22 protein-coding genes and 1 pseudogene are annotated in these 21,080 nt (G+C 58.5%); 8 read left to right on the top strand and 15 right to left on the bottom strand.

The features are described from left to right. The first annotated feature begins 38 nt into the window (after nucleotides 1–38). Nucleotides 39–1,256: an RNA-guided endonuclease InsQ/TnpB family protein gene (locus ACVWXE_RS08715; RefSeq protein WP_457490102.1), complete on the top strand. Its 1,218-nt coding sequence runs from the start codon at nucleotides 39–41 to the stop codon at nucleotides 1,254–1,256. A gap of 1 nt (nucleotide 1,257) precedes the next feature. Here the strand turns inward: ACVWXE_RS08715 and ACVWXE_RS08720 are convergent, their stop codons facing one another. The 13 genes from ACVWXE_RS08720 to ACVWXE_RS08780 form a co-directional block, all read right to left on the bottom strand. Next, entirely contained in the window at nucleotides 1,258–1,554 is a 297-nt protein-coding gene (locus ACVWXE_RS08720; RefSeq protein WP_011432377.1) for a PipX family protein, read from the bottom strand. Nucleotides 1,555–1,764: 210 nt separating this feature from the next. Continuing rightward, nucleotides 1,765–2,340, bottom strand: a complete 576-nt coding sequence (locus tag ACVWXE_RS08725) for a TIGR04376 family protein (protein ID WP_457490103.1) — start codon at nucleotides 2,338–2,340, stop codon at nucleotides 1,765–1,767. Nucleotides 2,341–2,542: 202 nt separating this feature from the next. Continuing rightward, complete coding sequence (locus ACVWXE_RS08730; protein WP_457490104.1) at nucleotides 2,543–3,298, bottom strand: ABC transporter ATP-binding protein; 756 nt, start codon at nucleotides 3,296–3,298, stop codon at nucleotides 2,543–2,545. A 54-nt stretch (nucleotides 3,299–3,352) separates the two neighbouring features. Beyond that, nucleotides 3,353–5,128 carry an MBL fold metallo-hydrolase gene (locus ACVWXE_RS08735; RefSeq protein ID WP_457490105.1) on the bottom strand — a complete coding sequence of 592 codons (1,776 nt, stop codon included), beginning with the start codon at nucleotides 5,126–5,128 and terminating at the stop codon, nucleotides 3,353–3,355. Nucleotides 5,129–5,384: 256 nt separating this feature from the next. Next, a complete protein-coding gene (locus ACVWXE_RS08740; protein WP_457490106.1) occupies nucleotides 5,385–6,875 on the bottom strand; it encodes a cellulose synthase in 1,491 nt (496 codons plus the stop codon). Nucleotides 6,876–7,380: 505 nt separating this feature from the next. Continuing rightward, nucleotides 7,381–7,650 carry a 50S ribosomal protein L27 gene (gene rpmA / locus ACVWXE_RS08745; RefSeq protein ID WP_011432382.1) on the bottom strand — a complete coding sequence of 90 codons (270 nt, stop codon included), beginning with the start codon at nucleotides 7,648–7,650 and terminating at the stop codon, nucleotides 7,381–7,383. Between the two features lie 76 nt (nucleotides 7,651–7,726). After that, nucleotides 7,727–8,152 carry a 50S ribosomal protein L21 gene (gene rplU / locus ACVWXE_RS08750; protein ID WP_011432383.1) on the bottom strand — a complete coding sequence of 142 codons (426 nt, stop codon included), beginning with the start codon at nucleotides 8,150–8,152 and terminating at the stop codon, nucleotides 7,727–7,729. A 285-nt stretch (nucleotides 8,153–8,437) separates the two neighbouring features. Next, on the bottom strand, nucleotides 8,438–9,187 hold the full coding sequence (locus ACVWXE_RS08755) for a PRC-barrel domain-containing protein (RefSeq protein WP_457384160.1): 750 nt from the start codon (nucleotides 9,185–9,187) through the stop codon (nucleotides 8,438–8,440). Nucleotides 9,188–9,232: 45 nt separating this feature from the next. Then, nucleotides 9,233–9,514: a chaperone modulator CbpM gene (locus ACVWXE_RS08760; RefSeq protein WP_011432385.1), complete on the bottom strand. Its 282-nt coding sequence runs from the start codon at nucleotides 9,512–9,514 to the stop codon at nucleotides 9,233–9,235. Continuing rightward, nucleotides 9,511–10,446, bottom strand: a complete 936-nt coding sequence (locus ACVWXE_RS08765; RefSeq protein ID WP_011432386.1) for a DnaJ C-terminal domain-containing protein — start codon at nucleotides 10,444–10,446, stop codon at nucleotides 9,511–9,513. The genes ACVWXE_RS08760 and ACVWXE_RS08765 overlap by 4 nt, the downstream gene beginning before the upstream one ends. A 156-nt stretch (nucleotides 10,447–10,602) precedes the next feature. Further along, on the bottom strand, nucleotides 10,603–11,364 hold the full coding sequence (locus ACVWXE_RS08770) for a ChaB family protein (protein WP_414342452.1): 762 nt from the start codon (nucleotides 11,362–11,364) through the stop codon (nucleotides 10,603–10,605). A 258-nt stretch (nucleotides 11,365–11,622) separates the two neighbouring features. After that, complete coding sequence (locus ACVWXE_RS08775; protein ID WP_457490107.1) at nucleotides 11,623–12,477, bottom strand: M28 family peptidase; 855 nt, start codon at nucleotides 12,475–12,477, stop codon at nucleotides 11,623–11,625. Next, on the bottom strand, nucleotides 12,477–13,256 hold the full coding sequence (locus ACVWXE_RS08780) for an HAD family hydrolase (protein WP_457490108.1): 780 nt from the start codon (nucleotides 13,254–13,256) through the stop codon (nucleotides 12,477–12,479). Before ACVWXE_RS08780 ends, ACVWXE_RS08775 begins: the two co-directional genes overlap by 1 nt. Nucleotides 13,257–13,381: 125 nt before the next feature. On the opposite strand from ACVWXE_RS08780, the gene lpdA reads away from it, so the two are divergent. The 5 genes from lpdA (at nucleotide 13,382) to ACVWXE_RS08805 (ending at nucleotide 18,162) form a co-directional block, all read left to right on the top strand. After that, nucleotides 13,382–14,764: a dihydrolipoyl dehydrogenase gene (gene lpdA, locus ACVWXE_RS08785; protein WP_457490112.1), complete on the top strand. Its 1,383-nt coding sequence runs from the start codon at nucleotides 13,382–13,384 to the stop codon at nucleotides 14,762–14,764. 163 nt (nucleotides 14,765–14,927) lie between these two features. Further along, nucleotides 14,928–16,256 carry a class I SAM-dependent methyltransferase gene (locus ACVWXE_RS08790; protein ID WP_457444321.1) on the top strand — a complete coding sequence of 443 codons (1,329 nt, stop codon included), beginning with the start codon at nucleotides 14,928–14,930 and terminating at the stop codon, nucleotides 16,254–16,256. A gap of 233 nt (nucleotides 16,257–16,489) precedes the next feature. Next, nucleotides 16,490–16,627: a hypothetical protein gene (locus ACVWXE_RS08795; protein ID WP_011432392.1), complete on the top strand. Its 138-nt coding sequence runs from the start codon at nucleotides 16,490–16,492 to the stop codon at nucleotides 16,625–16,627. A 94-nt stretch (nucleotides 16,628–16,721) separates the two neighbouring features. Beyond that, nucleotides 16,722–17,786, top strand: a complete 1,065-nt coding sequence (mutY, locus tag ACVWXE_RS08800) for an A/G-specific adenine glycosylase (RefSeq protein ID WP_457490109.1) — start codon at nucleotides 16,722–16,724, stop codon at nucleotides 17,784–17,786. Nucleotides 17,787–17,886: 100 nt separating this feature from the next. Then, a complete protein-coding gene (locus tag ACVWXE_RS08805; protein ID WP_099812344.1) occupies nucleotides 17,887–18,162 on the top strand; it encodes a hypothetical protein in 276 nt (91 codons plus the stop codon). Nucleotides 18,163–18,487: 325 nt separating this feature from the next. Here the strand turns inward: ACVWXE_RS08805 and ACVWXE_RS08810 are convergent, their stop codons facing one another. After that, entirely contained in the window at nucleotides 18,488–18,820 is a 333-nt protein-coding gene (locus ACVWXE_RS08810; protein ID WP_457444323.1) for a hypothetical protein, read from the bottom strand. A gap of 153 nt (nucleotides 18,821–18,973) precedes the next feature. Between ACVWXE_RS08810 and rnc the strand changes: the two genes are divergently transcribed. Then, on the top strand, nucleotides 18,974–19,696 hold the full coding sequence (gene rnc / locus ACVWXE_RS08815) for a ribonuclease III (RefSeq protein ID WP_011432396.1): 723 nt from the start codon (nucleotides 18,974–18,976) through the stop codon (nucleotides 19,694–19,696). After that, entirely contained in the window at nucleotides 19,693–19,920 is a 228-nt protein-coding gene (locus tag ACVWXE_RS08820) for a hypothetical protein (protein WP_457490110.1), read from the top strand. Before rnc ends, ACVWXE_RS08820 begins: the two co-directional genes overlap by 4 nt. A gap of 73 nt (nucleotides 19,921–19,993) precedes the next feature. Here the strand turns inward: ACVWXE_RS08820 and ACVWXE_RS08825 are convergent. After that, nucleotides 19,994–20,989 (bottom strand): annotated as a pseudogene (locus tag ACVWXE_RS08825) (AI-2E family transporter); the annotation flags it as partial. Nucleotides 20,990–21,080 lie beyond the last annotated feature (91 nt).

The following is a 21,080-nucleotide window of genomic DNA, read 5'->3' on the forward strand; positions in this document are numbered from 1 at the left end:
GTCAGTGTCGGGAGGAATGCGGAAGTTACGATAGAACCATGACCCAAGTTCTGACCGTCTCCTGTAAGCTCAAGGTGTCCCAGTCGCAGGCCGCAAAGTTGGACGCGACCTTGGATGCCTTTGTGCAGGCGTTGAACTGGGTCAACCAAAACACGCCCGAGAAAGTCACCAACGCCGTTAAACTTCAATCTCTGTGCTACCGCGAAATCCGTGCCCGGTTCGGCTTGTCCAGTAACTTGGCAAGGACTACGTCCCGCTTACGCGACCAGCAGGTCTGCAGACGGCTGGCCGGTGCCCGTAAAGTTGCCCAACAGAAAAACCGCCCCGTCAAAGCGTTCAAGGGTGGCTTCGCTACCTACGACGCTCGTATCTTTTCGTTCCGCGAGAAAGACTGGACGGTGTCGCTGACCACGGTGGAAGGGAGAGAACGCTTTGAGCTAGCCATTGGCAACTACCAGAGGGGAATGCTGGCTGGCTCTAACCCCAAATCGGCCACTCTGGTCAAGCGCAGAGACGGCTCCTACTACATCCAGATTTGCGTAGAGAAAAAACCACCCAAGCAACAAGATACCGACAAGGTGATCGGGGTGGATTTGGGAAGGACAGATATCGCTCATACCTCAGAGGGGAAGAACTGGAATGGACAGCAGTTGAACAGAGTCCGAGACCACTACTCCCGGTTGAGGGCGGTACTCCAACGCAAAGCCAGTAAGGGCACACGCAGTTCGCGGCGCAGATGCAGAGAACTGTTGCAACGGCTGTCTGGCAAGGAGAGACGCTTTCAGGCGTGGGTCAATCATCGCATCTCCAAAGCTATTGTCTCTAGGGCAAAGGTCACAAACAGCGCTATTGCTCTGGAAGACTTGACAGGGATACGGGAGCGTATCAACCAACAACCCCGCAGCAAAGCCGAGCGACGCAGGGCCAACAGTTGGGCGTTCTACCAACTGAGGCAGTTTCTGGAATACAAGACTCTGCGTGCAGGAGTTGCTTTGATTCTGGTGCCGCCTGCCTACACGTCGCAGACCTGTCACCGGTGTTTGCACATCCATCCCGACCCTGCGCAATCCTATCGCAGTGGAAAGAAGTTTAAGTGTGGGCACTGTGGATGGGAAGGGGATGCGGATTTGAATGGTGCGAATGTGATTGTGCTTTTGGGGGCTGCTGTAAACCAGCCTAGAGGTTCGTGGTTGGCTTGCCAACTGCAGGGCTACCGAAAGCCCGCCCTGTACTGCGAAGCAGTCAGGGTCGGGTAGTTTACGAAAAGGTTTGCTTGTAGATCAACTGCAATTGTTCTAGCTCATCTTGGCGGGCAGCACGGCGCAGCAGGCGCATTTGCTCTTCGATGAGCTGGCGAGCCTCATTACGGCTAATCGGATCGAAGACCAACTCCTCCATGGCAGCAGGATCCCCGCTGTTATCCGGCGGCCTGAAGTAAACCCGAAAAAAGAGCCTTTGGGCGTAGAGAGTGGTGAAGAGAGCCTGATTTTCGTCGACCTGACACAGGCTGTAGAGCAGACCAAATGTGGGGTGATTCAGATACAACTCATTCATGCCCAATAGCGTATCACTCTTGGGGGAGAGGAGAGACTTTTCTTCCCGGTCGGTGCCAGAGAAAGTTCTGGAAATGATGTGGCTATGGCTCTTGAGACCAAGGGCTTAAATCACAAGTTCCGCCCAGAATCACAAGTTCCGCCCAGCTCGATTTTGGCTGTTGCGACTGGATTCAACATTAGCAAACTAACAAGATTTTGGGTCAGGCTGTTACCGCCGCTGCTGTTCCCGCACCTTCCTCTTCGTGTCATTCAATTCGTTTTCCACCTCTAGCTGACGAAATTGCTCTTCCAATTCATCCCAAGCCTCGAAAGGTTTTCCCCAAGGGCTGAAATTCCGGTCCGGGTTGTCCATGCCTTTGGCTTGCGCGGCTCTTACCTCCTGCAGCTTAGCCTTCACTTCTTGGCGGCGCTGGCGAATCTGCGGCAGCAGGGCTTCCATTTGTTGGATTTTCTCCTTTTGGGCTTTCATTTGACCCCATAGCTGGCTGCCCCTCTCCAACAGCTCAGCCTCCCGGCGTCGCGCTCCTTCGGCTAGATCGGGACGATTGGCCCGCTGCGCCTTCTCAATGCGAAAGTGCCAGGTTTTAATCTCCTCGGCTAAGTTGAGAATGCTTTTTTGGAGAGCCTCCTCTTGGACGCGGCTTTCCTGCAACAGCCGCAGGGTATCGGATTCCTGCTGGCGCAACTGCTCATCGAGGGCTTGCAGCTCGATCTCGGGGTGGGCCCTGAGAAATTCCTCCAGGCGGGTTTCCAAAAATCGGATGATATCTTCGATCAGTTTCATGGACGGATCCTCTTCCCAAGCCCTCAGTTGCGTTTAGAGTAGCCCAAGCTGGGCCATCATAGATAGGGTTATCCCATGCCCGTTTAAGACATTCCCTTCGACCTTCACCCAAAGTGAGGCCAGGGATCCATCCGGCACGCCAGTTCACCGCAACTGGGAACTCTCCTGAACCCAACTGCCCCCAGGCGGATCCCTGTCTTCCTCAATCCAGCAAACGGCCATCCCCAACCCGGATAATGCGCTGGGCGGCCTGGGCTACTTCAAGGTCATGGGTGACCACGACCAGGGTGATGCCCTGCCGGTGGAGCTCCGCAAAAAGGTTCAGCACTTCCTGGCCGGTATGGCTATCCAGAGCCCCAGTCGGCTCATCAGCCAGCAACAGTTGGGGTCGGTTGACAATGGCACGAGCAATCGCCACCCGCTGCTGCTGGCCGCCGGAGAGTTGGGCCGGACGCTGCTGCAGTTTGCTCCCCAAGCCCACTTGTTCTAGGGCTTGCTTGGCCCGCCGGCGTTGCTCCGGCTCCGGGATCCCAGCATAGGCCAAGGGCAGCATGACGTTCTCCAGCGCCGTCAAGACGGGCAGGAGATGGAACTGCTGGAAGACAAAGCCGATTTTTTGGTTGCGAATGTGGGCCAAATCGCGATCGGTCAGGGTGGAAACTTCCACCCCATCCAGCCAGTAGCGCCCTGAGCTGGGCCGATCCAAGCAGCCGATGAGGTTCATCAGGGTGGATTTGCCGGATCCAGAGGGCCCCATAATGGCGCAATACTCTCCCGGCTGGATCGCCAAGTCGATATCGTAGAGGGCCTGAAAACTGCCCTCCGGCAGTGGATAGACTTTGTTCACCCCAACCATCTGCACTACGGGTGGGCTGGCCGCAGCCAAGGCCTCGGCTGGGCGCTCCAGGGATCCGACCGGCCTACGGCGATGATTTGCCCAGGAATCTTGCTCAAGCATGGTTGGCACCGCGACTTGCCCCATTCTAGCCTTTGGGCTTCCCTGGCTTGACGGCTAACCGGAAGAGCGGATCTCCTGCGGCTGATGGTAGGGGCAGCTCCCCTGGGGATCCACCCTGAGGCGGTAGAGGGGAGAGCGTTCCTGATCGCAGCGAAAGGCTTGGGCTTGGGAAGTCAAGATCTGGCGGGCAAAGCGACAATTTTGGCACTTTTTGCCACCGTGATGACTGGATACAGAAGGCTGTTTTGGACGCGGCACGATCCCTGCTGGAGAAGGGGCAGCCTCTGCCGGGCGGATCAGCTCCCGTGGAGAAAGGCCGCGCAGCACCAGTTCGGATCCCTGCCAGCGGGCTTCCACTAAGCCGGTATCGGCCCAGGCCGGCCAACGGGGATCCTGGGTAATCTGGGGGGGCAGACGCACCTGTACCCCCGCCAAAGCCCGCGGCGAGCCCTGCTCCTGCCAAACTTCTTCCACCTCCCCCTCGTAGCGCACAGCGGGATCCGTGACCTCGGCAGGAGAATCCGGGAGCTTGACCGGGGTTTGCAGGCGGCCGTCGGGTAGCTCCAGCCAATGTCCGGGCTGGGGGCAGTGGACATGGTAGCGATTGCACAGCTCCGGCAGATCCGCCAGATCTTGAGCCTGCTGGGGGCTGGTGTTTGCCAAGACTACATGTTCGGGGCGAAAGGTGTGGACGATCTGGGTGAGATGCCCGACATCGTTGTGGCTGTGCCAGGCCAGCCATTCCACCGCAAGGCGGGAGCGCAGCGGCGCCGGCCAACGCTCAAACGGGGTGGCCAGCTCCACTTCCGGCAGCCGCACCAGCAGACAGGAGCGCTGCGGTTGGGCCAGCAATCTCGACCAGATGGGATCCCAAGCCTCAGGCCGGGCATCGGCGTCGCACAGCAGCAAGCCTTGGGGCAGAGGATCCGCTTCGGTAAGGGGCTGAACCCGCGGCTGCAGGCGGTCTTCCCAGAACAAGGGCTGGTAGGTGGCGAAATTGCGCACCGGCTCCGGCAGGTAGGTGAGCAAGCGCTCGTAGAGATTGCAGCCTGCCGCCAGCCCCGGCGCCACCCATATCTTGAGCTCTTGGGGGGCTTGGGTAAAGCGGTGGTGGGCTTTGAGGAGAAAGATCAGCTCCTGCCCCAACCCCAGCACCGGCAGGGGAAACAGCACCGTTTGCCCCGCTTCCAAGGCGCTGAGCAACCGCTCCACCAGGCGATTTTCCAGGTGACGACGGGGTGGATGGCGGGTGGATCCCAGCGAAGCCTCGATGAGCAACACGTCCGGCTGCCAGTGGCGCAAAGCAATGAGATCCAAGCCAGGGGCAAAGCGAGTTGAGGCCAGGGAACAGTCGCCCGTGTACACGCAGGCTTGGGCCGGAGTGGTTTGGGTATTTTGCAGCAGGGTTGCCGCCGCTCCCGGCAGATGCCCAGCCGCAAAGAAAGTGAGCATCAGATGGGGCAAAATCTCTCGCGCCCGGCCCAAAGGCAGCGCCCGAAAGGGGGGAAAGCGAATGTCCCGGTCGTAGCCTGGCCAAACGCCACACTCCCACAGACCAGCGGCCAAATGAGCAGTCACCGGCGTGGCGTAGAGAGGTACCTGAGGGTAACGACGATGAAAAGCAGGTAGCCCTTGCACATGGTCAAAGTGAGCATGGCTGCAGATTACCGCATCCGGGATCCCTGGCAGAGCCTTAAAGAGGGCAGGAGCGGGCAACCCGCAATCGAGAAGCAAACGGTGGGATCCCATCTCCACCCAATAGGCACAGCCCTGTTGACGGGGATCCGTACCCAGGGGAAGCAGTCGAAGGGGGGGTCTCTCTGACTCCACAGGTGTGTCGTTCTGAACCTAGAAGACCGCGTTCAATCCTGCAAACAGGAGGGGCGACTTGGCCAGGGATCCCCCCTCTCCACCGGTACACCTCCCCGGAGAGTTGGAGACAACCTGTGCCGATCCACTTATCCTACACTTCTCACAGCATAGCGTTTGCCCACCATCTGCCGCGGCAGCCTGCCATTTCATCCATGCAGCAGCTGAATGGATGTGGGGATTTGGTTTTGCGATGAACTTGTCTTGGCTTGGCAGCCTATGGGTCGGCGCTCTCTTCTGTCGCCGCAGCGGCGCTGCTGCTGGGAAAAGCAAAGCCGGCAAAATCGTGATCGTCGGGGCGCACCGTCAGGATCATCAGGTTGTAGAAGGCCCAGACCAAGCCAAACAGCAGCTCAGGCCAAGAGGGATCCCAACTGCCGGCAGAACGCAGGGATCCCACCCCCATAGCCAGAAAAGTCAGCACAATAGCCAGAGCCTGAGGTCCTAAGGAGAGCTGGGAAGGCTGCTCGGGATAGGGGGGCACTCCCCGCAGACTTTGCACCAGCGCCTGGATGGACTGAAAAAACTGGCTGCCCGTCTGCCGTTCCGACTGCCAAGCTGCCCCCCACAAATGCGGGGGAAAGGCCAAGAGCCAACTGATGCGCCCTAGGAGAGCATAAGGCAAAAACCACGCGAAGAAGACCCGGTTGAAAGCCGGCACCGGCATCCACCCCGTGCAGAGAAAGACCATCGGCACCGCCAAGTAGACCAGCTCCGCCATCCCACCGGCAGCCCAGAGGGCCAGCCACAGGTATTGAAAGCGCTGCTGCTGTGTGGTCGGCTTGCCCCAAAAGGGGTTTTCCCTCAAGGCCGAAAACAAAGCCAGCAAAGCAACGCGGCGGTTGCGCAAGGGCAACAAAACACCCGTAACCTGGGTTTGGCGAACCAATTGAGATTGCCAGCCACGGCAGTGCATCTGACACCCCAACTGCACAGGGCGACGAATGTCGATCCGCGGGATCCCTTCCAAAGCCTTGCGCCGGATGAGACAGCCAGAACCCAACAGGGGTGCCGCCTGGTAGCCCTGGGATCCCACCGCCAAGAGCTGTTGCAGGGGGTGAACGGCTCTGGGCTGGCCTAGGGTGCGCAGCATCGCCTGCACAAACCCGATACGATTGGCGATGGGAGCCCGCTCCGGCGAGTCGTAAAAGCGGGGCAAGGTCTGCCACAGGAAGTCCGGCTCGAGAAAATGGCCCGGCTGTACTAGGAGGAGATACTCCCCTTGGATATGAGGGGATCCCATCGCGTAAGCCAGGGGGTCGGTTGTGGGGCTAGGGCAGGCCCAGTATTCGCAGGGAATGGCCCGCGCCGCCTTGGCCATCTCCTCATCTTCTACCCGATCCACAATGTGGACAAACAACCGCTCCCAAGGGTAGTCGAGGTGCAGAGCCGAAAGCACTGTTTGCCGGGTTGCCTCCAGAGAATCCCACTGGCGCAGCACCAGTACATCCACCCGCGGCAATTGGAAAAACGACCGCCGCAGGACCTCTGGGGATGGGATCGTCTCTCTCGGCACTTGGGGATAGCGGCTGAGGGTAAAGCCCACCGCCGCCAGCCAAACATACAGCTCTGCCCCCCAAAACAAAAGGGATCCCAAATCCATCAGCCCGGCTGTCAGTCGCCAGTAGAGGTACATCACCCCGGCAATGAGGTGAAGCAACCCTGCCCAGCGAAACAAATACACCCGCATCAGCTTTCTGCCTTCCACGCTTTTGCCATTTTCGCCCCTAAGTGGTCAGGGATCCCTAGCTCCTCTCCTCTTCCGGCTGGCCCCAATCCTCAAGAACGAAAAAAGTTCAGGAATCAGCAACAGCAAAACCCTGTCTGCTCTGGAGCAGACAGTTTTCAGCCCGGCAAGCAGCTTGGTCGACAGAAGCGAGAATCTTCTCTTGCGGAAGAAACTGATACATTTACGCTGAGCACTGCTGAACATCACTGTTCAACTATGCAGCGATAGCATTCTGTTTGTTTCCAACCAGAATGGCGGTATCCCGCAAAGCTTTGAGTAGAATACCCAAAGCGCAGTTTCCGTGTCGTCTTACTACCAATTTTCTGCTTTGCTTTGGCTACCATGTTGGCAGACTCGAAAGTAAACAGAAAGATCAACTGGTAGTAATCCGTACTGAACATATTATACATTATTTTCAGTATAGTTGAGCTTATTATTGACTAGAGTCATGCTCTCCCAGGCAGTTTCAAAGCTGGGCCTTTCCCTACTGGGCAGCCACCTCAGCTGGGTAGACACTCACCTTTTGCCGCCACTTGCCATAGCGCTCAAAAGTCACAATGCCGGTGACCACAGAATACAAGGTGTCGTCGCCGCCGATGCGCACGTTCACCCCTGGGTGAAACTTGGTGCCCCGCTGCCTGACCAGAATGTGGCCGGGATGCACCAGCTCGCCCCCATAGCGCTTCACCCCCAGCCGCTTGGCATTGGAATCTCGACCGTTGCGAGTGCTGCCCGTTCCCTTCTTATGAGCCATAACGCCTCCTATGCAACTGCGTGATCAACAGAAACGAGATAAAAAAATCGGGATTCAGGACACCTGAGTTCAGAGTTTATTCCTCATCCGCAGGGATCCCTGTCGCCGCTGCCGAAGGGGCTGCCTCTGGGTTAGACTCTGGAGCCGCTTCCGTACGGGATGGTGCCGTGGCTAGGGGCACCCCATTGAGTTCAATAGACTCGATCAGCAGACGGGTCAGCGGTTGCCGATGACCCCTCTTTTTGCGGGTCTTTTTCTTCGGCCTCATCTTGTAAACGATGATTTTATCGCCGCGCCGATGCTGTAAAACCCGTGCCCTGACGACCGCCTCCGAAACGTAGGGATGCCCCAACGTGATTTGTCCCTCGTGGTTGATCAACAGCACACGAGACAAATCGAAGGGGCTGTTCTCCTCCACTTCCGCCAGGCGATCGACCTCGTAAAAACGCCCCGGCTCCACCCAAAGCTGCTTACCGCCGGTTTCCACAATTGCGTAAGTCATCTTTCTCCCTGCCGTACAGGTGCCCTGCGGGGGTCTTGAAACCTGATCCGAGCATTGACAGCGATCTTAGATCGTAGCCGAAAAAGCCGCCGTCCGTCAGCTGGGTTTGGTCGAGGACTGGCTTGCAACAGTTCCGGTCGAGCAGTGGGACGGACTCCCCAAGCACCTCATGCTGTTGCCCCCCAGCCCCTTTCCCAGAGGAAGAGGGGAGTTGGGAAGCAGTTGGGAAGCAAATGTGCAGCATCTGAGGCGACCGCAGGCCAGAGGTTGCAGAGTCATTCTTTGCTATTCGGTCAGCTTCTCCCAAGCAGCCTGAAGGGCAGCCTGCATGCGCTGAGCGGCGCGGCTGAGGCGATGTTGCCAGGTTTCCCACTTGTGTTGCAGAAACTCTGCCGCCTCGTCCAGTAGGGAGAGATCGAACTTGCCCCCTTTGGCCAGCTCGTCCCGCACCTGCTTCACCTTAACGCGCACCACCTCCGGCGGATCCTGTGGGCCAACCAACGCCTTGAGGCGATCCCCCATGCGCTGGATAAGCTGTTTCACCTGCCGAGATTTTTCGCTCCAAAAGTTCTTTAAGCCTTCTGCTTCCGATTTCAGCCGCTGCGGAGCATCCTCCTTAACCACCACCGCGTCCACATCAATGGCTTCCACATCCTCAGGCAGGAGAACGGCGCGCCCCCCCCAAGGCTCGGCAATGCTGCCACCCAGAATATAGGCGGCAATGGATCCGGTCTCCCAGTCGAAGAGAAAATCCTCAATCCAGCCGACCTCTCGATTCCCAATGCGCACTGTGCGGCGGTAAAGAGAGCTGATGGGGGTTAGGGGGGTAGCAAAAACGGTAGAGTAGGTCAGCAGCGCGTCTGGCCCGATGAGAGAAATCTGCTCCAGGGGGGTGTACCCCTGCTGGCTGGTGAAGTAGCATACCCGCCCTGTTGGGTCAACCCAGATTTCTTCTACGGTACCCAATGCGGTAGCAGTGCTGCCATCGAGGGCCAGCAGGCCCACCACCTGGCTACGTCGGATGATCTGTTCCATAGGGTTCATCGAAGTTTATCTCCTTGATGGGTTAGCTGGGCAGCCTCAAAATCCGCGGTAGTGGCGCAGTTGCCCCCTGAGCCGGGCAATTTCCTGAGCCATGTCCAAGACCATCGCTGCCCCCGTCCAGTTAAGCCCCAAGTCTCGGTGTAGGCGGCTCATTTGCAACAACCGCCTGAGCTGTTGGGGGGTCAGGTAGCTGCTCTCGGCCTCCACTAAGCCTTGGGCCAGCAGCCATTCCAGCAGGTGGGGAGGGATCCCCAACAGTTCCGTGGCCTGCTCGAAGGTATAGAGCCGTTCTTCTACCCGCACAATGGCCAAACTCATAGACTCACCTCCTGCAAGTGGGCGCGGGGATCCCAGCTACGGCTTTGGCGCAGCTTTTCGTAGAGATCCCGTTCGGTCTGGGAAAGGGATTTGGGTGCCACCACCTTCAGCCGCACCAGCAGGTCGCTCCGCTGGCCTTGGGGATCCCGCCAGCCTTGGCCCCGCAGCCGCAGGGTTTGGCCGCTGTCTACCCCGGCAGGGATCCTCAGTTGCACGCGACCCGTAGGGGTGGGAACTTCCGCCGTCCCTCCCAAAGCCGCCTCGTCAGGAGTAATGGGCAGCTCGCAGAGCAGGTTGTCTCCGTCAAAGCGGAAGAAGGGATGGGGGGGCAGCTCCAAAGTGAGGTAGAGATCCCCTCTTGGCCCGCCAAAGGGGCTGACCTGGCCTTTGCCCTTGACGCGGATGCGACTGCCCGGCTTAGCGCCGGGGGGAATGCGGATGGTTAGCGTTTCTCCATCTAGGTTCAGCCGTTTCTGGGTGCCGTGGAAAGCTTCTGCCCAGCTGAGACCCAGAGTGCCCTCCACATCCTGCCCCGGCAGATCCACCGAAACAAACGGCCCAAAGCCGCCGGCGAAGCCCTGGAACCCGCTGCGGCGGGAGCCCATACGGCCCAGCAGCTCGTTGATAAACTCCTCGAAGCTGGCGTATTGGGCGAAGCCCTCCATGCCGGGCATTCCAGCAGCAGAACCAGTACCCACCCGCTGCCAGTACTGCCCAAACTGGTCGTAGCGCCGCCGCTTCTCTGGATCAGAGAGCACCTCGTAGGCTTCGTTGATCTCCTTAAAGCGCTCCTCTGCCGCCTTGTTGCCGGGGTTCACGTCGGGGTGATACTGGCGGGCCAACTTGCGATAGACGCGCTTGATTTCCTCGGCAGAGGCATCTCTGCTGACGCCCAGGATCTTGTAGTAATCCTTGAAGTCACTCGCAGCCATAGGCTCACCCCTGCAAGGTTAGGTTAGAGTTTTTCGGGCTATTCTCAGGATATAAGGTTGCAGCTAAAAAAAAATTGGAGCAGACCCAGAACACGTACAGGCAGAGCGGCGAGATGGCGCTTTACTGTGCTCTCGCTACTTCGGAAACTTTTTGGGCTAGGGCTTGCGTTTGGAGAAGATCCCTTTCTCATCTCGTGTGAAAATTTGCTTGACCTTTTCCCAAGCTTTGAGGAGTGCATGGGTGGAGTTATTGCTCTCTTGTTTGGCTTGGTTGTAGGCTTCCACAAAGGTTTGCTGCGCTTCTTCCGAGAGGTCAGCGCGGATTTCCGGCGAGATGCTCTCTGGGGTTAAGTCTCCCTCTGGCTCACCGGGCAAGTTCAAGTCGGCAATGGAAACTTCCTCTCCGCCAGCACTCTGCAGCAGCAAGTAAATTTCGCCCGACTTCTCTTCCGGTACTTGCACCACCAACAAGAACTCGCCCGCCTGTACCCGGGTTTGGTAGATGGCGGCTTTCTCCTGCGGCATACCCAAGGCAATCAGGGCGGATCCCAGGCCCGCTCCCAGTGCTCCGTACAAAGCGCCGCCCGTTGCCCCCAACAAAGCGGCTCCCAGAGGCCCAGCGGCCACCACTGCCCCCAAAAAGGGAATGAACAGCACCCCCACGCCAGTGAGCAGCCCCAGCAGGGATCCGAACAGGGATCCATAGATGGCCCCATTGGTCAGACCGTCCAGAACCACCTCTTTGCGGGTGATAAACCCGGTAATTTTGGCTTCGGTTTGAAAGTTGCGGCCAATAATGGAGATGCGATCGTTGGGAATGCCACGGTTCAAAAGCCGCTGGATACACTCTTGCAGCTTGCCCTCTTCTTTGAAGGCGGCGGAAACACACTTTTTGGGAGCTTGGGCAAAAGCGCTCATACGCAATCTCCTGCTGAGTTTTACAGTGCCAAGGCAGGTTTTTTAACCTTTTCCCTGCTACTACTCTCGTCTTACTACTCTCGTCTATTGTCTCCCCTCTTCAGCAAAGGACTCGGTCGCAGAATCGCGAACCCCCTGGAGAAATCTCCGTACTGAGGATGCCAATTCCATCCTTACCCCTAGCCTCCTTCCAGGAGAGGGGAGTTGGGATTCAACGCACGCTACTTGCTGCCGGAATGACTGGGGGGTTTGGAGGAGCTACAGCAAGCGGATCCCGGCCATCAAGCCCTGGCAGACCCCCGTCAGGAAGTCTTGATCTAGGGTTTCGAGGGTGTCGCTTGGCTTGTGGTAGTGAGGGTTGCGCAAGAAGGCGGTGTCGGTAACCATAACGGCAGGGTAACCCGCATCCCAAAAGGGGGAGTGATCGCTCAGGCGAGTGGCAGGTAGGATCAAGCCTCGCTGCCCGGCCAACAACCAACAGCAAGGGATCCCCACTTTTTGAAAATCACGCTGCAGCTTGAGCAGATCCCCCCAGGTGGGCCAGTTGCCAATAAGGCCAATGTAATCTCCCCGGTTGGGGTAAAGCTTCTCAAGGCCGGCGGGATAGTCCTGGGATCCGGGGGCGGGATCCCGGTAGCCCAGCATCTCCAGAGAGAGCATCAGCCGCAGGGGCTGGCGCTGCTGTTTAAGAAAGCGGGCGTAGGCTGTGCTGCCCACCATTCCCCGCTCCTCCAGGTCAAAAGCCACCAGCCACAGCGGAGAAGAAGCCGGCTCGGCAGCAAAATGGCGGGCCAACTCCAGCAACACCGCCACGCCGCTGGCGTTGTCGTCTGCTCCAGGGGTTGCCGGGGCAGCGTCAAAGTGGGCTCCGATGAGGATGGGTTGGCGGCCAGAACGGGATCCCGGCAATTTCAAGATCCAGTTGCGGTGCAGGCGGCCACCGGCCTCAAAGGGGAAGGACTCCAGGGATCCCCAGCCAGAGAGCTGCTCTTGGATGTAGCGCTCCACCTGCTGATGGCCCAAGGGCGACCAGTCGGGATCCCGCGGCTGGGCCACCTGGCGCAGATGGGCCTCTAGGCGCTGCTGCAGGTCTGGGAGCTCTGCTGCTGACATCAGTTTCCCACCTCAGAGGGAATGGCTTGGGCATGGACTTGGCAGGCCAACTCCAGGGTGAAGTAGCGGTGGGATCCCACCGTTCCCGCCAACACCCGAAAGGGATTCTCAGGATCCCCTAGGTGATCCAACACCAAAGCTGCCCCGGAAAAATCCTGATCCCGGGTATAGTCGTTTACTGTCACCACAGTGGGGACCCCCGCTTGTTGGGCAGAGCGCAGCCCATTCTCCGAGTCTTCAAAGGCCAGGCAGGCTTGAGGGGGCAGCCCCATCTGTTCCAGGGTGTAGAAGTAGATGTCGGGGGCGGGCTTTTTGGCGGGGACAATATCGCCGGCAGCGATCACTTCAAACCAGCTCAGGCTCTCCGGCAGCGCGTGCTCCAAAAGGGCCGTTACATTTTCCGGCGTGGTGGTGGTGGCAATGGCTAGACGGATCCCAGCAGCTTGGGCCTCCTGCAGGAGGCGCTTCACCCCTGGGCGGAGTGGGATCCCCCCTTGGGCCAATAGGGCAGTGTAGTGGCGGGTTTTGGCCTGGTGCAGCCGGGCAATGAGGGCATTTAAATCTTCACCAGGGGGTAGCGGCGGCTGGCAGGTTGCAACGAAATGGCGAATGCGCTCTTTGCCCCCCGTAATGGCCAGGAGTTGGCCGTACAGCTCCACCGACCAGTGCCAGTCCAGCCCTGCCTCGGCAAAGGCGGCGTTGAAGGCCACGCGATGGCCATCCCGCTCCGTGTCCGCCAGCGTGCCGTCCACATCGAAAATCAAAGCTTGCAGTTCCATGCGTACCCCCGCTCCCCCCCAGCTACAAGCGACCCTATGCTACCCCATGGTTTGGGTGCTCTCAGCCTGGTTTCTGGGAAGGCCGACAAGATGAGAGAATGAAGCACCGGTTATCCAATCTCGCCATGAGCTTCGATTTTGACTTGATCATCATCGGTGCCGGCGTCGGCGGTCACGGCGCTGCTTTACATGCGGTCGAATCTGGCCTGAAGACCGCCATCGTTGAAGGTGCAGAAATGGGCGGCACCTGCATCAACCGCGGCTGCATCCCCTCCAAGGCTCTCTTGGCCGCCTCCGGACGCCTGCGGGAACTGCAACACAGCTCTGAGCTGGGCATCCAAGTGGGATCCCTTCAGGTGAACCGAGAGGCTATTGCCAATCATGCTGCCCAAGTGGTGGAGAAAATCCGCGCCGACATGACCCGCTCCCTGGAGAGGCTGGGGGTAACAATCCTGAGAGGGCGGGGCAAGTTGGTGGCACCCCAGCAGGTGGAAGTCCAGGAAGAGAAGGGATCCTATACCTACACGGCGCAGGATGTTATTCTTGCTACGGGCTCCCGCCCCTTTGTGCCCCCTGGCATCGAGGTGGATGGCCGGACGGTGTTCACCAGCGACGAGGCGGTGCGGCTGGAGTGGATCCCGGAGCGCCTAGCGATTATCGGCAGTGGCTACATTGGCCAGGAGTTTGCCGACATCTACACTGCCTTGGGATCCCAGGTCATCCTCATCGAAGCCCTAGAGACCCTGATGCCGGCTTTCGACCCAGACATTGCCCGCCTGGCCCAGCGAGTGCTGATCAAGCCCCGCTCCATTCAAACCTTTGTGGGCGTGCTGGCTCGGCAGGTGATCCCCGGCCAGCCGGTGACCATTCACCTCTCCAACGGCGAGACGCTGCAGGTGGATGGCTGCTTGGTGGCTGCCGGTCGGATCCCGGTCTCAGAGGGGCTGGGCTTGGCCGAGTTGGGCATCGACACCGGCAAACGGGGGTTTATTCCTGTCGATAGCCGCATGGCCACCGATTTGCCTCACCTCTGGGCTATTGGGGATGTGACCGGCAAGATGATGTTGGCCCACGCGGCGGCAGCTCAGGGGAGAGTGGCCGTGGAAAACATCTGTGGCCGTACTGCCTACATGGACTACCTCAGCATCCCGGCCGCGGTGTTCACTCACCCGGAAATGGGTTTTGTGGGGCTGACCGAACCTCAGGCCAAGGAGGAAGGCTACAGCGTGGGCACGGTGCGCACCTACTTTGGCGGCAACTCCAAGGCCATTGCTTCGGGAGAGACAGAGGGCATGGTCAAGCTGGTCTTTGACAAGAGCACCGGCCTACTGCTGGGATCCCATATCTTCGGGCCCCATGCGGCGGATTTGATTCACGAGGCAGCTCAGGCCATTGCTCGCCGGGCCACGGTGCGAGAACTGGCCGGCTTGGTGCACGTTCACCCCACCTTGGCAGAGACGCTGGAGGAAGCCTACAAGCGGGCAACTCACGCTCTGGCAGGGCCTTAGCCAACGGCTCGGCAGAGGGTCGCCTGCCTCACTCGGTTTTGTGAGGACTCCGTCCCGCCCGCTCTGCCTCCGGCGGGGTTTACAACCAGGCTGTGAAGGGCCAGGTTCTCAGACGGGCAACCCAGCAAGATCTCCCGGCTCAAAGCGTCAAGAAGACCTTAGGATGGGGGGGAACGCGTGGGAGGAAGTGCTTTTGGTGAGCGAAGCCGAGATTACCCGGGCGGTGCAGGCCCAGTACGAGACGTTCCCCTACCCTCCTATTCCTTACGACCGGCCCTTTGAGGGCTTCTCCAGTCTGGGCAGCTATACCTTGGCGCAGTACGCCCGCACCCGCACCTTGCAAGAGCCCACAGGATCCAGGTTTTTGGTGGCAGGGTGTGGCACCGGCTGGGAGGTGCATGGCATTGCCGCCAGCAACCCCGGCTATGGGTCGGTGGTCGGGATCGACATCAGCCGCCCGGCCCTAGAGATTGCCCAAAAGCGAATTAAGCACCACGGCCTACGCAACTGCTCTGTGCAGTACGGGGATCTGCTGGATCCCTCTACTTGGCCCGAAGGCAGCTTCGACATGATCAGCTCCTACGGGGTAATCCACCACACTGCCGATCCCGTCAAGGCTTTGAGGAACTTGGCCTCGCGCCTAGCTGCCGACGGGGTGATGGCGCTGATGCTCTACAACCGTTCAGGCCGTTGGCATCTGTACCGCATTCGGCGAGCCTTGGAGTTGTTGGGCATCACCCCACCTGCAACCCCAGAAAAGATCGAATTTGTGCGGCAACTGCTGAAGGGAGCCAGCCCCAATTCCCTTTTGGCCAAGCACGCCAAGGCTCACCAAGAATACTATGGACAAGATGAAAACATTGTCGATAATTTCTTCCATGCCAATGATATTCCTTTCGACATCGGCGAGATTCCCGACTTGCTTGCCCAAGCCGGGCTGGAGTTTATCGATGTAGCCCCCTACTTGGACTATTGGAATGCCAGGCCGTTGATTGCCGCCACCCACCCGGAGTTCCATCGCCGCTACGAGGCCCTTGCTCGCATCGACCAACTGCGGGTCATCGAGTATCTGGAGCCCCTATATCACACGCAAAATCTCTTTTGGTGCTGCCATCAAGGTCAAAAGATAACAACTTGGGATCCCTTTACAGTCGAATTTTTTAAGGGATCCCGCTGGCAACTCAACCCCTTGTTCGTCCGCTATGGCAGCGTGCGCTACTGGGATCAAAAAATCCCCTTTTCAGATCTGTTGGGCAAGCTGGATCCGGCCCAGATCCTGACCCAGAAGATGGATATTTTCTGGCCCGTCGCCCGCATCCCGGGCAAGATGATAGCCTCTACCCGCTACCAAGTGGTGGAGCTGCTGCTGCCCTTGGCCAATCAAGCCCGTTCTGGCGCTGAGATCCTGGCTGCCCATGAAGAGAGAGCCGACCACCTTCTCAACCTATTTCGACAGTGGGAAGCAGACCGGTTAGTCCTGCGGGTTGCCTAGCTTCTGGTTATTCCAAACAGTCCAAATCACCAGGGTCAAAGTCTGTTCCATGCTAAGGTTGTATCATGCATGACCGAGGACGGTGCTTCTCCCCAGGCATGTTTGCGCCGGCGGTGCGGAGCACCTCTACTGGGACATCTTCGCCACAGCTTTCCCTGTGAATAGAGCTGGCAGATCTGGATCCCGATCAACATCCCTGACAACCCCAACGCCAGAGCTGGTAGGAGGCAAGGATGGCTGACTACAATCGCGGCATTATGAAGTTCAAGGGGGCAGATAGCCCAATTGTCGTTTTGATCTCGGCAGGAATTGTGGCCGGTGTGGTTTCGGCCCTGATCTGGTGGGCTTTGCACTTTGCTTACGCAGCTTGAGTCTCAGCCCATATCAGAAGCCGAGGTCAGTTTTTCCTACATTGCCAGCCTTCCGAGCAAAGGAGGGGAGTGGGACGAGGCTTTCTTGCAACGCTTGCGGCAGTCTCTTCAGCGTTGGTACCGTGAACACGGGCGGGATCTGCCCTGGCGCCGCACCCGGGATCCCTACGCCATTTGGGTTTCGGAAGTGATGTTACAGCAAACCCAGGTGGCAACAGTTATCCCCTACTTTCAGCGCTGGATGCAAACCCTGCCCGGGATCCCAGCATTGGCGGCAGCCCCCCAGCAGCAGGTGCTGAAACTGTGGGAGGGCCTAGGCTACTACCGGCGGGCCCTGAACTTGCACAAAGCCGCCCAAATCCTGGTGCGGGAACGGAACGGCGAGTTCCCCAGGGATTTGGAGCAGGTGCTGGCTCTGCCGGGGATCGGGCGCACCACAGCCGGCGGCATTCTCAGCGCTGCCTTCGATCAGCCTTTGCCCATTTTGGATGGCAACGTTAAGCGGGTGTTGGCTCGCTTGGTGGCTTTGCAACAGCCTCCGGCCCAGTGTCTGCCCCTGTTGTGGCAGCTTTCCCAGCAATTGTTGGATCCTGTGCAGCCACGGGCTTTTAACCAAGCCCTGATGGATTTGGGAGCTACCGTCTGTCGTCCCAAAAAGCCTCACTGTGGCCGGTGCCCTTGGCAAGCGGATTGCAGCGCCTACAATCGAGGTCAACACCAACAATTGCCTATGTCTGCACCCCGTGCCTCTCGTCCTCATAAGCAAATCGCGGTTGCCATTGTTCTGCGGGGAAAAGAAATCCTTATCGATCGACGACTGGAAAGCTCAATGCTCAGTGGGCTGTGGGAGTTTCCCGGAGGGAAAATCGAGCCGGGAGAAACGGCTGCTGAGTGTGTAGTGCGGGAGGTGAAGGAAGAAATCGGCATCGACATCGAGGTGGTCGCACCGCTGGCCACCATCGAACATGCCTACACCCATTTCACCGTTACTCTTATTGCTTTTATCTGCCGCTACCTGGGCGGAGAAGCTCAAGCCCTGCAATGTAGCGAGGTGCGCTGGGTCAGCCCGGCGGAACTGTCGGAATTTCCCTTCCCGGGAGCCAATCAAAAGTTGTTTCCCCACTTGTATGCTTGGCTGGCAGAGCATGGCAACCCATGATGAACCCACCCAATCCGCCAAATGGCTTAGACCCTTCTGGAACGTTTGCCCCAAGACATTCGATAGGATAGTAGATGTCCTGCTGCCGTGAGCTACGGATATGCTTGTCACTCTGGAAAAAGCTGGGGAGATTCTGGCTAAGGGATCCCATACAGCCATCACAACCACAGATGGCAAGATCGCGCTGGTGCCCAAAGGAAAAGAAACCCTCAAACTGACGGCCAACGAAGCCATTAACCTAATGTTTTACGTCGTCCGCTCCGCTGAACCGGCAGAGACGGTGATGGCCCAACTGGAGGAGGCAGTTGCCAAAGCTCAAGCCCCCGATCCAGCCGAGGAACGGGCCAGAAAATATCGAGAACTTCGTGGCGTCTAAAGGGGTGGCATTCGTGCCGGGTGGAGCCTTTCGCCAACTGGAGAGCATGCCTCTAACCCCCAAAACCCTGAACTTTGCTGAATTTACTGAGCTTTAGGCGGTTTGGCAAAAGTCATTGAGAGGGATATAGTAGACCAAGTTTCCCCCTGATCCTTGAGTCCACCGCAACGGTTGCCGGGAAGTGAAGGGGGAAAGCGCTCGGGGGGTATTCCTCAGGGCTTTGCGGGATACCGCCTTCCTGCTCAGAGATAGGCAGGATGCGATCGCTTCTTTCCTGAACCATGTTCAGGAGAGTTCAGCGTGAATGTATCAGAGACTCCAAAACTTAAAAGCAGGAGGAGCTGAGGGCGACAAACTTCCCATCGGTGGTCCACCCCAGCAACATTGGCTCCTGCGGTTGAATGGCCCGTCCGGTGAGAGCGCAGCATTGGGCTTGGTGGGCCGTGGCCGGGAAGCTGGCCCGAATATCCTCAGGACTGAGGGCAGCAGCCCCTTGGGAGTGGCGTAGGACATAGCTCCAAAGAATTTCCCGTATGAGGGCCTGGTAACCCTGATTTCCGGCCAACGCCTTCAGTCGCTGCTTCAGCTCACGTTCCAGCCGAATGCTGGTCACTTCCATCTGGGTCGTGGGAATGGGGGAATTGGCGCGAATGGGCATGCCGAGATCCTCCCTCGAAAAGCCTATACTACTCCTGTAGCATAGCTGGCTTACCGCCTGAGCGGGGATCCCGGCCTGGGTGAGATGGCTCAGGTCAAAATGGTTGCAAGCTGTGCAGTTCTGACCGCTAAGGCAACGTCAGCACCTGAGTGTATGGTTGAGTTGATCCCGCCCCGTCGCCGTGCCTTGGAGCATTTGCTGGCCCGCCTTGGATTCAGGGATCCGGCTTTGCTGGAACAACTGCGTTGGGATCTGCTGGATCAGGCTCTGATTCACCCTTCTCTGGATGGCCGACGGAACAACGATCGGCTGGAGTTGTTGGGGGATTCTGTCCTGCGAATTTTGGTTACGGAATTCTTGTTTCAGTCCTATCCCCATCTGTCGGTGGGAGAGCTGACCGCGATTCGCTCCGACCTGACCAGCGATGCTTACCTGGCAGAACTGGCGGATCTGCACGGCTTGGATCGCTACCTGGAGGTGGGATCCAGCTCTCAAAACGACTTGGCCGGACGGGGTCGGCGGCTGGCGGATGCTTTCGAGGCTCTCCTGGGAGCCTTTTATCTCAGTTGGGGTATTTACACGCTGCCCAGGCTGCATCCCTGGCTGGATCCCTACTTACACCGACGAGTGGAGCAATGGTTCCAAGACCCCACTCGGCGCAACCCCAAAGCAGCCTTGCAAGAACTCACCCAACGCCTTTGGGGTAGCCTGCCCGAATACCGCCTGGTGGCCGCCCAGGAGCATCCCCCTCATTTCACCATGGAAGTTTGGGGGCAAGGGCGGTGCTGGGGCCGCGGTGAAGGTCGCTCGAAAAAGGCTGCGGAAATGGCCGCCGCTGCTCAAGCCTACGAACACTTGCAGTCGGAGAAGACATGAGAGGCAACCACCGCTACGAGTTGGCCAGTTGGTTGTTTTTGCTGGGGAGTGGCCTGTTTGCGGTGAGCGAGGTGATGACCTTGGGCAGTGACCCCTCTCCGTGGGATCCCGCAGCTCCAACCCTTCTCAATCTAAAGGTTGTCCAAACCCTGCTGGGAATAGGAGCCAGTCTCCTGTTCGTCGTAGGCAGTGCTCTGTTTATCCTCGATGCCCGTCACCGCTGAGATGCGCCCCTTATCCAGCAACCACAATAGCCCTTCTCCGAGAGCGGAGAGAGGCGAATAGATGAGAAGCTTGCTAATAGGGACTTCTTCCGGCTACAGGATCGGCAGGCGAGAGACTTTCTTCCTGTGGCAACTCTTCCGGCTCATTTGAAGAGCCATTCGGACCAGAGGAAAAAGATGGCTCTGGGTTGCTCGCGTCGGCAGAATCCATCCCCGGCAAAGCCAAAGAACCAGCAGCCTCGGTGGCCCGAGCATACAGCCTGGCTCGAACCTCTGCCTCCTGCTTGGGCTTCAGATAGAGGTTCTCCAGCAGCACCGCCATACCCGCCACCCACGGGGGGGCGATCACCGCCCCAACAATACCCAACAACTGGGTACCGCCCAGCACCGCCAGCAACTGATACAAGGGCTTCACCTGCACCGAGGATCCCACCAACAGAGGATCCAACACATAGGTTTCCAGGTTTTGAACGGCAACGTATAGGATCAGCACCCACAAAAAAGTCCAGCCCCCCTGAACGATTGCCACCACCAAGGCGGGCAGGGATCCCAGTACCGGCCCAATGAAGGGGATAAGGTTGGTAAACCCAGCGATCACCCCCAGCGCCAGAGCGAACTCCGACAGGCCGAGAAAGCGAAGCGAGACGGTGATCATCACGCCCAAAATGGCAGAGACCAGCACCCGCCCCTGGATGTAGCCCCCCATGCGCTGGGCCATCGGGTGTACCTGCTCAGCAAGCCGCTCATTCCAGGGATAAGGAAACAACTCCACCAAGCCCCGCACCAAGTCAGAGCCGCTCACCAGCATGTAGCCGGAAATGAAGAGGGTCAGCACCGTGGTTAGCAGACCACCCAGCAAACCGCGGGTGAAGTCGAAAGACTGCACCAGCACCCGTTGTCCCGAGCGAACCGCCCAGCTCATCAACGACTGAGGATCGAGCAACTGGTTTAAGTAGTCCAGCGCCGCCGGATCCACCCCCGCCAGATCAGCAATCCAGGTGTCCACCAGCAGTTGTAGTCGCTCCAGATAGAAGGGCAACCTCGCTAGCAACCGCTGGGTCTGAGTTACAGCCTTTTAATTTAAAATAGGGTACAGGTATTCAAGAGGAAGGAGAGAAAGGAATGCCGACTCATTCTTTGGATTTGCGGCAAAGAGTTGT

It is taken from the genome of Thermostichus sp. MS-CIW-41 (assembly GCF_054058915.1).

Bases quoted from the DNA above. Each gene is read 5' to 3' on its own strand.
- ACVWXE_RS08820 (WP_457490110.1), top strand. From the start codon at position 19,693: ATGAGAGGCAACCACCGCTACGAGTTGGCCAGTTGGTTGTTTTTGCTG.
- ACVWXE_RS08760 (WP_011432385.1), bottom strand. From the start codon at position 9,514: ATGAGTTTGGCCATTGTGCGGGTAGAAGAACGGCTCTATACCTTCGAG.
- ACVWXE_RS08755 (WP_457384160.1), bottom strand. From the start codon at position 9,187: ATGGAACAGATCATCCGACGTAGCCAGGTGGTGGGCCTGCTGGCCCTC.
- ACVWXE_RS08780 (WP_457490108.1), bottom strand. From the start codon at position 13,256: ATGGAACTGCAAGCTTTGATTTTCGATGTGGACGGCACGCTGGCGGAC.
- ACVWXE_RS08720 (WP_011432377.1), bottom strand. From the start codon at position 1,554: ATGAATGAGTTGTATCTGAATCACCCCACATTTGGTCTGCTCTACAGC.
- rplU (WP_011432383.1), bottom strand. From the start codon at position 8,152: ATGACTTACGCAATTGTGGAAACCGGCGGTAAGCAGCTTTGGGTGGAG.
- ACVWXE_RS08775 (WP_457490107.1), bottom strand. From the start codon at position 12,477: ATGTCAGCAGCAGAGCTCCCAGACCTGCAGCAGCGCCTAGAGGCCCAT.
- ACVWXE_RS08765 (WP_011432386.1), bottom strand. From the start codon at position 10,446: ATGGCTGCGAGTGACTTCAAGGATTACTACAAGATCCTGGGCGTCAGC.
- ACVWXE_RS08770 (WP_414342452.1), bottom strand. From the start codon at position 11,364: ATGAGCGCTTTTGCCCAAGCTCCCAAAAAGTGTGTTTCCGCCGCCTTC.
- ACVWXE_RS08730 (WP_457490104.1), bottom strand. From the start codon at position 3,298: ATGCTTGAGCAAGATTCCTGGGCAAATCATCGCCGTAGGCCGGTCGGA.
- ACVWXE_RS08790 (WP_457444321.1), top strand. From the start codon at position 14,928: ATGGGGGGGAACGCGTGGGAGGAAGTGCTTTTGGTGAGCGAAGCCGAG.
- ACVWXE_RS08715 (WP_457490102.1), top strand. From the start codon at position 39: ATGACCCAAGTTCTGACCGTCTCCTGTAAGCTCAAGGTGTCCCAGTCG.
- ACVWXE_RS08805 (WP_099812344.1), top strand. From the start codon at position 17,887: ATGCTTGTCACTCTGGAAAAAGCTGGGGAGATTCTGGCTAAGGGATCC.
- lpdA (WP_457490112.1), top strand. From the start codon at position 13,382: ATGAGCTTCGATTTTGACTTGATCATCATCGGTGCCGGCGTCGGCGGT.
- rpmA (WP_011432382.1), bottom strand. From the start codon at position 7,650: ATGGCTCATAAGAAGGGAACGGGCAGCACTCGCAACGGTCGAGATTCC.
- ACVWXE_RS08810 (WP_457444323.1), bottom strand. From the start codon at position 18,820: ATGCCCATTCGCGCCAATTCCCCCATTCCCACGACCCAGATGGAAGTG.
- rnc (WP_011432396.1), top strand. From the start codon at position 18,974: ATGGTTGAGTTGATCCCGCCCCGTCGCCGTGCCTTGGAGCATTTGCTG.
- ACVWXE_RS08725 (WP_457490103.1), bottom strand. From the start codon at position 2,340: ATGAAACTGATCGAAGATATCATCCGATTTTTGGAAACCCGCCTGGAG.
- ACVWXE_RS08795 (WP_011432392.1), top strand. From the start codon at position 16,490: ATGGCTGACTACAATCGCGGCATTATGAAGTTCAAGGGGGCAGATAGC.